This window comes from Noviherbaspirillum sp. (genome assembly GCF_035254865.1).
Classification (GTDB): domain Bacteria; phylum Pseudomonadota; class Gammaproteobacteria; order Burkholderiales; family Burkholderiaceae_D; genus Noviherbaspirillum.
In genome coordinates, this window is the sequence record NZ_DATFAF010000021.1 from 1 (window position 1) to 12,361 (window position 12,361).

At 57.7% G+C, this 12,361-nt stretch carries 10 protein-coding genes; 4 read left to right on the forward strand and 6 right to left on the reverse strand.

Annotated features, from left to right (window positions below):
- Positions 1–1,222, forward strand: a 1,222-nt coding sequence (locus VJ651_RS05660; RefSeq protein ID WP_324106499.1) for a calcium-binding protein, incomplete at its 5' end; no start/stop codon positions are given.
- 251 nt (positions 1,223–1,473) lie between these two features.
- Here VJ651_RS05660 and VJ651_RS05665 read toward each other — a convergent pair.
- Together VJ651_RS05665 and VJ651_RS05670 are read right to left on the reverse strand one after the other, a co-directional pair.
- Positions 1,474–1,926: a universal stress protein gene (locus tag VJ651_RS05665; RefSeq protein ID WP_324106500.1), complete on the reverse strand. Its 453-nt coding sequence runs from the start codon at positions 1,924–1,926 to the stop codon at positions 1,474–1,476.
- Positions 1,927–1,939: 13 nt separating this feature from the next.
- Positions 1,940–3,604, reverse strand: coding sequence for an L-lactate permease (locus tag VJ651_RS05670; RefSeq protein WP_324106501.1), 1,665 nt, complete (start codon positions 3,602–3,604; stop codon positions 1,940–1,942).
- Positions 3,605–3,896: 292 nt separating this feature from the next.
- On the opposite strand from VJ651_RS05670, the gene VJ651_RS05675 reads away from it, so the two are divergent.
- The 3 genes from VJ651_RS05675 to glgX all read left to right on the forward strand — a co-directional run bounded on the left by VJ651_RS05675 (position 3,897) and on the right by glgX (position 7,682).
- Positions 3,897–4,613, forward strand: a complete 717-nt coding sequence (locus tag VJ651_RS05675) for a FadR/GntR family transcriptional regulator (RefSeq protein WP_324106502.1) — start codon at positions 3,897–3,899, stop codon at positions 4,611–4,613.
- A 158-nt stretch (positions 4,614–4,771) separates the two neighbouring features.
- Positions 4,772–5,407: a 1-acyl-sn-glycerol-3-phosphate acyltransferase gene (locus VJ651_RS05680; protein ID WP_324106503.1), complete on the forward strand. Its 636-nt coding sequence runs from the start codon at positions 4,772–4,774 to the stop codon at positions 5,405–5,407.
- Between the two features lie 172 nt (positions 5,408–5,579).
- On the forward strand, positions 5,580–7,682 hold the full coding sequence (gene glgX, locus VJ651_RS05685) for a glycogen debranching protein GlgX (RefSeq protein WP_324106504.1): 2,103 nt from the start codon (positions 5,580–5,582) through the stop codon (positions 7,680–7,682).
- Between the two features lie 86 nt (positions 7,683–7,768).
- Here the strand turns inward: glgX and VJ651_RS05690 are convergent, their stop codons facing one another.
- The 4 genes from VJ651_RS05690 to VJ651_RS05705 all read right to left on the reverse strand — a co-directional run bounded on the left by VJ651_RS05690 (position 7,769) and on the right by VJ651_RS05705 (position 12,350).
- Positions 7,769–8,650: a hypothetical protein gene (locus VJ651_RS05690; RefSeq protein WP_324106505.1), complete on the reverse strand. Its 882-nt coding sequence runs from the start codon at positions 8,648–8,650 to the stop codon at positions 7,769–7,771.
- A 202-nt stretch (positions 8,651–8,852) separates the two neighbouring features.
- Positions 8,853–9,308, reverse strand: a complete 456-nt coding sequence (locus VJ651_RS05695; protein ID WP_324106506.1) for a hypothetical protein — start codon at positions 9,306–9,308, stop codon at positions 8,853–8,855.
- 105 nt (positions 9,309–9,413) lie between these two features.
- On the reverse strand, positions 9,414–10,205 hold the full coding sequence (locus VJ651_RS05700) for a hypothetical protein (protein WP_324106507.1): 792 nt from the start codon (positions 10,203–10,205) through the stop codon (positions 9,414–9,416).
- Positions 10,206–10,229: 24 nt separating this feature from the next.
- Positions 10,230–12,350, reverse strand: a complete 2,121-nt coding sequence (locus tag VJ651_RS05705) for a peptidoglycan DD-metalloendopeptidase family protein (protein WP_324106508.1) — start codon at positions 12,348–12,350, stop codon at positions 10,230–10,232.
- Positions 12,351–12,361: the final 11 nt, after the last annotated feature.

A 12,361-nucleotide genomic window follows, 5' to 3' on the forward strand; every position in this document is an offset into this window, starting at 1 on the left:
GGTATTGAGCATTGCCGGCACCACGGACAAGATCACCATCGGCGGCTTCTTCTACAGCGACACGCTCGGCAATCCGAACAACCCGATCCAGCAAGTGGTGTTTGCGGATGGGACGAGCTGGGATGTGGCAGCAATCGCAGCGAAGGTGTTTGCAGGAACAGACGCTGTCGACAACATCACCGGAACCGTTGCTGATGATGTCATCAATGGCCAAGCCGGTGCAGACAATCTGTATGGCCGCGACGGCAACGATGTGGTCAGCGGTGGCACGGGCAACGACGCCATTCAGGGCGAGAACGGCAACGACACCCTATACGGTGGAGACGGCAACGATGCACTGTGGGGCGGCAACGGCAACGACACTCTGGACGGCGGTGCCGGCAACGACATGATGAGCGGCAACGCCGGCAACAACACCTACCTGTTTGGCAAAGGCGATGGCCAGGACTCCATCAACGGCGACTATGACATCTCCGCCGCCAAGCTCAATGTGTTGCAGTTCAAGAGTGGGGTGCTGCCGTCGGAGGTGTATGCGGCCCGCTCGGGCAACGACCTGATACTGAGCATCGGAGGCACGACGGATACGGTGAAAGCCAGCTACTTCTTTGGCGACAGCAATCCGGGCAATCCCTACAGCCCGCTGCAGCAAGTCAGGTTCGATGACGGTACGATTTGGGATCTTGCCACCATCACGGCCAAGGCATTTGCCGGGACAGCGGCAGGGGAAGTCGTGAGCGGAACCATCAGTGCCGATGTAATGTATGGCCAGGGTGGCGCTGACACCATGTACGGACTGAACGGCGACGACGTGCTCAGCGGCGGCGCGGACAATGATTATCTGACTGGCGATGGCGGGAACGACACACTTGAGGGAGGTGCAGGTAACGATACCTTGTCTGGCGGCGCGGGTAACGACATCTTCAGGTTTGTCAGTCCTGATCAAGGCGTTGACAGCATTTCAGACTTCACATCGGGGACAGACAAAGTCCAGATTGTGGCTGGTAACTTTGGAATGACCGTCGTGAGTGCGATCGCGCTGCTGTCAGGCTCCACGACACCGATGGCGACCGGAACCGCACCGGAATTCCTTTACAACACGACCACGGGCGCGCTGTATTTCGATCGCGACGGGGCTGATACAGCTTATGCCGCGGTACAAATCCTCACGCTCACGGGGCAGAAAGCACTGACGGCTTCCGACATCGTGGCAGTCGACATGTAGAAGTCCGTGAGAAAGTGCGAATGGAAAGCGAGAACTTTGCAGGAGATATGCTGTAAAAAACGGGATCGTCGATGCGATCCCGTTTTTTCTTCGGCGGCACATATACTGAGAACCCTGCCGAAACATTGGCGCCCCGTTGTCGAGTGTGTATTGGGGGACAAAGCACGATTAGTTGCCGGACTCGAATCTATCCTCATCCGGAAGTTCATCCCGCATACACTAATGCGCGACCCACCCTGCTTCCGCCTGCCTCATTTCTCCCGGACGAGCATCAGCGATGTGGTGGCGATGCGAACCAGGTTCTCCGCCACGCTGCCGACCAGCATGCGTTCGAAGCCGCGCCGGCCGTGCGTGCCGACGACGACCAGGTCGGCGTTCCACTGACCGGCTGCATCGGCGATCATTTCCGCGATCCGGCGCTGATCCGGTTCGATCAGCATGTGCTCGGCCCGGCAACCCGCCGCCGCCGCGCTGGCGACCGCCTGCTCGAGCAGTGCCATGCTGGCCTGGCGCATTTCCAGCTTCATCTTGTCGATGTCGACAAAGGTGCCGATTCCCATCCCGTGCTGCATCAACGGGCCTTCGTCGATGGCCGTCGCAATGCACAGCTCCGCGCCCAGCGCCTTGGCCAGGCGAACCGCTTCATCGAGTGCCTTTTGCGAGGTGCTGCTGTCGTCGATGGCGGCAAAAATACGTTTACTCATTTTTTCTCCTTGTTTATTTGACCATGGCGCTGAAAGGCCAGACATAGGCCTGCAGGGTCACGAACAGGCCGACCAGGGCGGCGAGTGCGATCGAGTGGAAGAACACATAGCGCAGGATGTCGCCTTCGTGGTTGAACCAGCGGGTGGCGGTGGACGCTACGACGATGGATTGCGCATCGATCATCTTGCCCATCACGCCGCCGGAGCTGTTGGCCGCACCCATCAGGTTGGGCGACAGGCCGAGCTGCTCGGCTGCCACGCGCTGCATGCCGCCAAAGAGGACATTCGATGCGGTATCGGAACCGGTCATGCTCACGCCCAGCCATCCCATCAGGGTGCCGAAGAACGGATACAGCACGCCGCTGTTGGCGAACGCCAGGCCGAGCGTGGTGTCGGTGCCGGAGAAGCGCGTCAGCGTGCCCAGCGCCAGCATTAGCACGATGGTGATCAGCGAATAGCGCACCAGCCAGAAGGTGCGCCCGAAAGTGCGTACGATCTCGGTTGGCTTGTATTTCATGACCAGCGCGCCGACGATGGCGGCCAGCAGGATGCCGGTGCCGGTTGCGGACAGCAGGTTGAGCACATACACCGCGGCTTCCGGATGCGCCTTCGGCACCACCGGCGGCATCTTCATGATCAGATTGTGCAGGCCTTCAATGGGAAACTTGGCGACGAACAGCTTGTCCAGGAAGGCCTTCACCGGGGGCAGACCCCAGACGAACACGAAGGCGGTCAGGATGGCCCACGGCGTCCATGCGCGAACCAGTTCGGCGCGCGAGTAGTGCTGGACCGGCTCGGGTACAGGTACAGACACGTGGCCGCCGTCGTCCTCATGGCCCTTCAGGTTGGGCGAGAGCCAGATTTTCTTGGGCTGCCAGACGCGCAGGAACAGGATCAGCGACACCATCGACACGATCGCCGCAATGATGTCGACCAGTTCCGGCCCGATGAAGTTGGACACCAGGTACTGCGGAATCGCGAACGACAGGCCGGTGACCAGCAGCGCCGGCCAGATCTCCATCATCGCCTTGCGGCCGGCAAACGCCCAGATCAGCCAGAACGGCACCAGCAGCGAGAAGAACGGCAGCTGGCGTCCGATCATCGCGGTGACATCCATCAGGTCGTAGCCGTGCACCTTGGCCAGCGTGATGACCGGCGTACCCAGCGCCCCGAAGGCCACCGGCGCGGTATTGGCGATCAGGCTCAGGCCCGAGGCGGCGAGCGGCGAGAAGCCGAGTCCGATCAGGATGCCGGCCGTGACGGCGACCGGCGTGCCGAAACCGGCCGCGCCTTCGAAGAACGCGCCGAAGCAGAAGGCGATGAGCAGCAGTTGCAGGCGGCGGTCATCGGTGATGCCCGACAGCGAGGATTGCAGGACCTTGAAGCTGCCGTTCTGTTCCGACAACTGCTGCAGGAAGATGATGTTGAGCACGATCCAGCCGATCGGCAGCAGGCCGGTGAAGCCGCCGAGCAGGGCTGCCTTGCCTGCCATCGCGGCCGGCATGCCGTACGCAAATACGGCAACGATCAATGCCGCCAGCAGGCCGAGACCAGCGGCCAGATGCGCCTTGATGTGCAGAAAACCCAGCGACACCAGCATCACCACTACCGGTATCGCCGCCAGCATGGTCGAAATGACCATGTTCCCAAATGGGTCGTAAACCTGTTGCCAAACCATGAAGCTCTCCTCCAGCAAATCAATCAATGAATCGGTGCGTGCGGCGTCCTTGCGCGGGTACTTGTTCGAATGGTCTCCGCCGACGATCGCGTCGGCACGGCGGGTGAACCGGGCGGCAAGGCGCAGCGGGAATGGTGGTGTTGCGTGAATCGTCTCCTGTGAGCCTCGATGCGGGGCGTCGAGCGAGGCGTGTCTTTGCGTATTTCTTGTTGTGCCCGCATAATCCCAGCAGGCAGCCGACTCACACAAATTGGTCGGACCAGCCGGCGAACAAGAGGTATTGGAGAAGGCAATGGGCAGCGGGCAGGCGAGCGGACGGGTAGAGGAAGTGATGCGCCGACTGGAGGCGGCGATGCTGGACGGCAGCTTTCCGGCCAATGCACGGCTTCCCTCGGAACGGGAAATGGCGGAGCGCTACGGCGTGTCCCGCAACACCGTGCGCGAGGCCATCCAGCGACTCGCGGCGCGCGGCCTGGTACGCAGCCGGCGCGGCGCCGGCGTATTCGTGTCGGACCAGCTTCGCACCGGTATTGCTTCGCCGTGGGGACAACTGATTACCGATCATCCAGCCGTGCGGGAAGACATGCTCGAATTCCGCCGCGTACTGGAAGGAGCGACCGCTTACTTCGCCGCTTTACGCGGTAGCGCCGAAGACATCGACCGCATCAGCGGCCTGATGCAGGCGCTGGAACAAGCCCGCAGCAGCGACGACAAGGAGACCGAATCCAGCATCGACGTCAGGCTGCATGACGCGATCGCGCTCGCCTCGCACAACAGCATGTTCCTGCACCTGCACAGCAGCATCATGAGCATGCTGCGCGAACACATCACCCTCAACGTCGCCGGCCTGCGCGAGCTCGAAGTATCCGTCCCCGAGCAGTTATTGCAGCAGCATCGCAGCGTGTGCGACGCCATCTGCGCGCGCCGGCCGGAGGAGGCGCGCACGGCCATGCAGGCCCATATCGATTACGTGCGCAGCCGCCTCGGGCCGGATACAGGTGAGGATTGAATTGGTCGGACCAGTGGCGGTGCGCCACCTGTCCGCCGAACGCGAGCCAGAATGGCAAAAATCGCTAGGCCTGTTTCTCCACCGGCGAATATTGGCAGTCGCACGAAAACATTTCCGTACGTAAACAGGCATAATATTTCGGCTGCTACGAGAACACCATGGCCGAACATTATCTGACTGTCCGCTCCGTCTCCTCCTCCTTGCAACGCTTCGCGGTCCGGGCACTGGCCCTGTTTGGCTGGCGCGTGAATTTCGCCCCCCTGCCCGGTCCGCGCGGCGTCGTGATCGTGTATCCGCATACCTCCAATTGGGATTTTGTCATCGGCCTGTTTGCGAAATGGGGTGTCGGCGTGCCGTTCCGCTGGCTCGGCAAGGAAGCTCTGTTTCGTGGCGTGTGCGGCGCGCTGCTCGGCCCCTTGTTCCGCGCATGGGGCGGCGAGCCGATCGAGCGCGGCGCGTCCACCGGCGCCATCGAGCGGCTGGCGGTGCGCATCAAGCAGGCTGACCACTACTGGCTCGCGCTGGCGCCGGAAGGCACGCGCAAGTACCGCGATACCTGGCGCAGCGGTTTTTATCACATCGCCCTGACCGCCGGCGTGCCGCTCGGCATCGCCTGCATCGATTACCAGAAGAAGGAAGTGCGCCTGGTGGATTACATCGCGCTGTCAGGCGATCTGGAGTCCGACCTCGCACGCATCCGCGATGTGTACAGCAGCGTGCGCGGCTTGCGACCTGAATACGCATCGCCCATCAAGTTCGGCCAGCCCGACCCGCGCAAGGGCCGGCGCCAATAAGACCGGCGGACCAGGCATGAAGCCGCAGGGCAATCCTGCCGGCTGTCGTTCGGAACCAGTCTGTCAGGACCATTGATATTTCCCCGAATCCCAGTCGCGCGGGAACGATAGCATTACCGGGCAGCTCGAAGTTTGTCCAGGCAGCAATCGCAAGCGCCGGGAGGCCTGATGCATGTTCTTTGAAATTCCGGACCGGCTGATGCCGGGGCAGGCCTATCCGCTCGGCGCGAGTTATGACGGTGCGGGCGTGAACTTCGCGGTGTTCTCGGCGAGTGCCGAGAAGATAGAGCTGTGCGTGTTCGATGCGGCCGGCCGCAAGGAACTGGCACGGTTGCCCTTGCCCGAGTGCACGGACGAAGTCTGGCATGGCTATCTGCCCGAAGCCAATCCCGGCCTGCTCTACGGCTATCGCGCCCACGGGCCGTACGAACCACAGCGCGGCTATCGCTTCAATCATCACAAGCTGCTGCTCGATCCCTATGCGCGTCTGCTCTCGGGGCCGCTGCGCTGGACCGACGCGCTGTTCGGCTATCGCATCGGTTCTTCGCGTGCCGACCTCAGTTTCGATCGGCGCGACAGCGCGGCGGCGATGCCGAAAGCGGTCGTGGTCGAAGACGTGTTCAACTGGCGCGATGACCGGCGGCCAGTCGTTCCATGGTCGAAGACCGTGATCTACGAGGCGCATGTGCGCGGCATCTCGATGTTGCGCGAGGACTTGCGCGCCGATCTGCGCGGCACCTTCACAGCGCTGGCCAATCCGCGCTTCATCGAGCATCTGCACAAGCTCGGCGTGACGACCCTCGAGCTGATGCCGGTGCAGGCCTTCCTGCAGGATCAATTTCTGCTGGGGCGCGGGTTGCGCAATTACTGGGGCTACAGCCCGCTGTCCTTCTTTGCGCCGGAACCGAGCTATCTGTCCACCGGCGGACTGCGCGACATGCGCTTCGCGATCCGGCGCCTGCATACGGCGGGCATCGAAGTGCTTCTCGACGTGGTCTACAACCACACCGCCAGCGGCAGCGAACTGGGGCCGACCATCTGCTTTCGCGGCCTCGACAACGGCAGCTACTTCCGCCTCGTGCCCGGCAACGAACGCTACTACATCGACGAAACCGGCTGCGGCAACACGCTCAACATCTCGCATCCGCGCGTGCTGCAGATGGTGCTTGATTCATTGCGCTACTGGGCCGATTCATTTCATATCGACGGTTTTCGCTTCGACCTCGGCGCGACGCTCGGGCGCGAAGGCACGGGCTTCGATCCGGGCGCCGGCTTCTTCGACGCGATTCTGCAAGACCCCGTGCTATCGCGCCTGAAGCTGATTTCCGAGCCCTGGGACGTCGGCCTCGGCGGCTATCAGCTCGGCAACCATCCGCCGCGCTTCGCCGAATGGAACGACAAGTTCCGCGACTGCGTCCGGCAGTTCTGGCGCGGCGACGCCGGACAGCGGCCCGAACTCGCCAGGCGCCTAAGCGGCTCGGCCGACATGTTCGACCGGCGCCACCGCAAGCCGTGGGCATCCATCAACTTCGTGACCTCGCATGACGGCTTCACGCTGCAGGATCTGGTCAGCTATGCGCAGAAGCACAACGAAGCCAACGGCGAAGACAACAACGACGGGCATAGCGAAAACCACAGCGCGAACTGGGGCACGGAAGGCGCGAGCGACGATCCCGCAATCCGGGAACTGCGCGACAAGGTGAAGCGCGCCATGCTGGCCACGCTACTGTTCGCGCAAGGCACGCCGATGCTTCTCGCCGGCGACGAATTCGGCCGCACGCAAGGTGGCAACAACAATGCCTATTGCCAGGACAATGAAATTTCCTGGGTGGACTGGAAGGCAGCGACAAGGCCGGAGGGGCAATCGCTGACCGCCTACGTCGGACGCCTCGCGGAGCTGCGCCACTGCTTCGCCCTGCTGCAGTCACGATGCTTCCTGCATGGCCAGGAAGTCGCACCTGGCGTACCGGACATCGCCTGGTTCGACGAACAGGGCCATGGCCTGTCGGAAGAGGCATGGCAGAACTCCGAAGCGCGCGCGCTGTCGGTGCGGCGGGCGGGCGTCGCCGTCGATGGAGAGCTGGAGCTAGTGCTGATGTTCATCAACGGTGGGCCTGAACCGATTCGATTCAGCTTCCCGTCGTCTGACGTCCGTTGGCATCTGCTGATCAATAGCGCGGTACCGGAGGCCGCGACGCATATTGTGGAAGAGCCGACGATCGAGGTGCAGGGGCACAGTGTGGTGTTATTGGCGAATAGGGTGGCGAGTGAGTGAGGTGGGGGTACGGCATTGGTCGCTGTCATCTTGATCATGCTGGCATCGACCCGGTCGAGGATCCGGCATTAACCGGTAAGCCTCAGTTACAGCTTCGGCACCGGATTTTTTCCGGTTTCTAAGGTAAATTTTCCGTTCTCGATCCGATAGATTGCAACTTCATCGATTACCACGGGAAGGTGTTTTTTTCCTGTGCCCCAGGTCATGCCTCTAAAATGCACCGTCATCCGCTCTCCGCTAGGCTTCCATGTGCTTACGAACTCAAAACATGTTTGCTCCGGTTCTGAGTCGACCGTCTCGGTTTTTGATTTATCCGCCGTTGTTTCATCGCACGCCGGATACGACCCCGTGTTCCGAGCGGCTGTGGGGATGCCTTTAGCTAGAATTTTTGCCTGGTCGGGCTTAAGGCCCAGAAGCACAAGCCAGGAGCCGCAGGTTCCCTGCCAGCAGCTTGCCCACTCGGCTGCGAACGCGTAGTTTCGACGGCCGAATTCGACGATCTCAGTCTTGCCGAGATAGCCTTCCAGCCCAACTCGTGCCGCACTATCTTGGCGCGCACTCATGCGCCATCCGGCTCCGTCGCGGGTAAAGAAGTAGGCACCTACATAATTGCTGCACGCATGGCAGACCATCAGTTCACCGCTATCATCAAGAGGTAGACTGTGTGTGAGCATGACGGCATGCTGTTCGTCAAGTTTGACAACATAGATCGGCTCTACACGCGCTTGCACCTTCTGAGCAATTTCATTTCCTGTATCGCTTGGCATCGGCAGCACGACCATCTGTCGCATTTTTTCTTCTACCGGCTGCCATCCTGGAAACGCGACACCCATTAATACCTCTCGCTTCAGGCTTGAAGATTGAGGCGCCGGCTCCTGTTTCTGACATCCATTCAACATTACTGCCGCCAGTAGCGGCACGTAGCCGACGACGGAAGGCAGTAATCGCCGTTGCATTGAATACTTCATTATCGCGATCCTGTGTAAGAAGACGGGCAAGATCTTGCGCGCGCTATTGCGCTCATCCCATTCATCGTGATGGTGCGCGTACATTAGTCAGCAACGACGGTACTCGCTTTATTTAATAAGAAATAATGAGCAGAAATCAGGGCGGGACACGATATTGCTCGACAGAGAGCAGTGTTGTTTATGCCAACTGGAAATCACGGTCTTAGCGGCTTGAGGTCACTCTGTGCGCAGAAGGCCTAGATGGCCTCGCAATATTCCTCCGCCGGAATTGCAGTGAGTGAAAGGGCACGTCATCCTTACTTTGTGATTTCTTTCGGTCGAATGTTGTCGTCGCAAGTGATGTGATCCTGGCCGGAAGGTGTTTTAGCGTGGGGTACAGCTTTGGCCCACCTTCAACAACATTTCCTGCACCTGTCATGCCCTTATGTAGGTCATGGGAAAATGCGTAGATATCATTTCCCAAAAACATTTGATTGCCTTTCAGTGTCACCGTAATGTGTTTGGATTTTTCAAATGCTTCTTTTAGATCGGTACTCAAAAACCATGAACGGAAATAGTCAAATTTTTTTCCTCCATCTAACGAGTAGTGGATGACTAATCGCCATTCTCGATCACTACCACAGCTACCAGCGCCGTCTGCGGGCGAATCTGGAAACATTAAAAAATTTTGACTTCCATCGACGCGATGGATGGAAGTAACAAGCAAATACCCAAGAGCGAAGTAAGTCGTATATGACGAAGATCCTTCATGATTCCTTCAACTTCAGCGCTTTCCCCACGCCGTCACGAAGGCAGGTAAATCATAGGCACTCTTGACAGGTAGTTTTTCTACGGGAGTGGCGCCATCAGTTTCATCATTGATCGGTGGCAGATCTTTAACGCTCCACTCCCCGTTGGTGTCCTTGGAGATCTTGAAATGTCGAACAACTCGGCTGTCGCTGGTACTCCCAGTTACCCTAACATTCCAGCGTATGGTGTATGCGCCATTTTGATACTCGACGGTGGGCTTTCTTGAATAGGTAACTTCATTGGTATAAACCCAATACAAGTTGCGGCTGGCGTAATCGAAGAGATATAGCGTGTGACTCGGCACATTATTCCGATAGCAAACCTCCCGGTAGAGAACAAACTTTGTCGTGACTTTATCTGCTGAAATAGCCGGAGTATCGCAATACACAGCACCGGAGAGGAACCGGTCCGTCAGCTTGTTCTTTTCATGCAGACGGATTTCCAATCTCTTGGTATGTGTCTTCTCGTTGATCGACTCGAAGATGCCGAATCGTTCGCCAGTGGCTTGATGCAGCAGAATGGACTCGTTCAATGTGCCATACAACATTCGATGTGCATCGTCGTAGTCATCAAGCGTTTCTTTTGTTCTGTTTCGCCAATCAAGTTTTTCCTCAATGTCCTTGCGAATTCTTGCTTCTTCAGCGAGTCGCTCTTTTTCCGTGTAAACCTTTTGTGGCTGAGGGTTTTGTGATGAAGCGAATGAGGCTGCTGCACTCAATACAGTGGCCGCGAGAACAAAACAAAATTTCTTGGGAGTGGTGCGCATGATTTCGGTAAACAGTTGTGTTTGTTAATCGCAATGATTTAGAAATGGTTTTGGATCAAAACATTTCCCTTCACCTTTTCTTAGGCTTGAGCTACGACGAGCTTCAAAATGAAGATGCGCCCCATATTTCTCGGCGCGGTAGGGGCCGACGGCAATCATCCCCTTGGCATTTCCGGTGTCACCGCTCTTTCCTATGATCTTCCCCGCGTTGACGATAGCCGGTTGCTTGCCGCTGATTGTCACGCTTAATTCGCTTAAGTGTGCATACATGAAATACACAGTATTGTCTTGCACTTTCGGATTAATGCTTTCGACGTATTGCTTTTGAGGCGGCGGAAGGTCGTTAACGTTCACCTTCAGCAAGATTACGTTTCCGTAGTTTGCGCCAGGGCGAGCATAAATGATCTCGCCGTTGGCAACCGCTTTAACAGGAGTGCCAGGAACTGCACATAAATCAATTCCTGTGTGCCTTCCGCCGCGCCCACCAAACGATGATTTCCTACGAGCGCTCTCCGGATTGCTTTCGCTGTCGCTATACCCGCCTACTCGAATGGCGCATTGATCCAACGGATCGATCCAACAGGGGTTACCGCCTACACCAAGCGTTGGTAAAACTTCTTCGTTTTTTTCGATTTTGTTTTGTGAGGCGGGCGGTTCTGTTTTGGTCGTGCTTTGAAGGCCTGGGGATTTATCAACTGGTTTCTCAATAGTGATGCCTGTAACGGCATGAACGATATCGTAGACAGAGCGTTCTTTAAATCCTGCACGCTTCAGCATGAAATTCTTTGTCTGAACCATTGTTTCAGTATGGTTCGCCAGAAAATAATAATAGGCCTTCACATAGTCGCCGCCAAACCGGTCGGCTAGTGCCTTCGCTTTGGCTGTTCCATCATCTTTTTTTGTCCTGAATTGGCTGATGAGTTTTTCTTGCACGTTATCGGGTTTGGATGATTGAGTTTTTCCCAGTTTCCCCTGCAGGTATAGCAGTCCGTCTCGCGGCCCTTCATGATGCATTATGTAAGCAACCTTGACCTGTTCATCGGGAGGCAAATTGGTAGCATCAATGCCATGCTTCTTGAGGTGGAAAAGATTGTCTTGTGCATATGCACCAATCGCATCGATTGAATATCCTCCGTGATCGCGCCAGCTCAGAATGGTTGTTCGCATCGTCGCGCCGATTTCATTTTTTTTCGAGCCGGCGACCTGATAGAGACTGCCTGCTTCGGCTTCCAATTTGGTTGCCCCGGTTAGTTTCAGTGCCTCGGCGTTGCCCAGCGTTCCGGGCTTTGCGATGTATTGAAACCAGGCAGCAGGCAAGAACTGCCCGAGCCCTCGCGCTGAAGAGCCACCCGCGGCAGATGCTTCCTTCCAGCCTCCACCTGCTCCCTTCGCCGCTTCAGCATGAATAATTGCGGCAAGCGCATGCGGAGTGAAATGGTAGTGTTTGGCCGACTCAATAATTGCCTGCCGAAATTTCTCATTCCCCTTTTGGAGATAAAGGTTTTCGCTCGCGAACAATGGGGCGACGATCGTTGCGGGGACACCGTCGTCCGTGCGCGAATCCATTTTTAGCGGAGCGGCAGGCAGATCCGGTATAGGTCGGGACGACTTGGTTGCTGCAGTAGGCTGGGGCGTTTGCTGTTTGATATCAGCTCCGATACGTTTATCCGGAATGATTGTCGGGCCGGCTTTGCGCGCGGTTCGGTCTTTCAGCAAATCGGTGCCGATATTGATTTGCAGGAGTTTTTCTCCTAATGGAAGGATCTCCGCGTCGAAGATTGATTGCCATTTTCCTTCGATGTTTTCAAATTCAATTTTCAAGCCCTTGGCGTGATCCTGAATGGAGAGTGCGTGCAGGCAGCCTTGCTCGTCTGTTTTCGCTTCAGACGTCTTGCCGTCGTGCGTCAATCGAATTTTGGCGTGCCTTACGGGTTTGCTGCTCAAGCCGATAATCTTTACGTCAAGCCACAAGTCCGGCTCCGGTTTTCCATCCGGCAGATAGATTCTCTGGCCGATGCCGATCAATTTCTTTCGTTTCCCTGTCAAGCCGTTGCGTGCAGCCAACTGTTCGACGCTGTAGCCAAAATGTTTGGCGATTCCCCATAAAGAGTCACCTCGCTTGACGGTGTAGTAGCGGCCTTCCATGTCTGATTCTC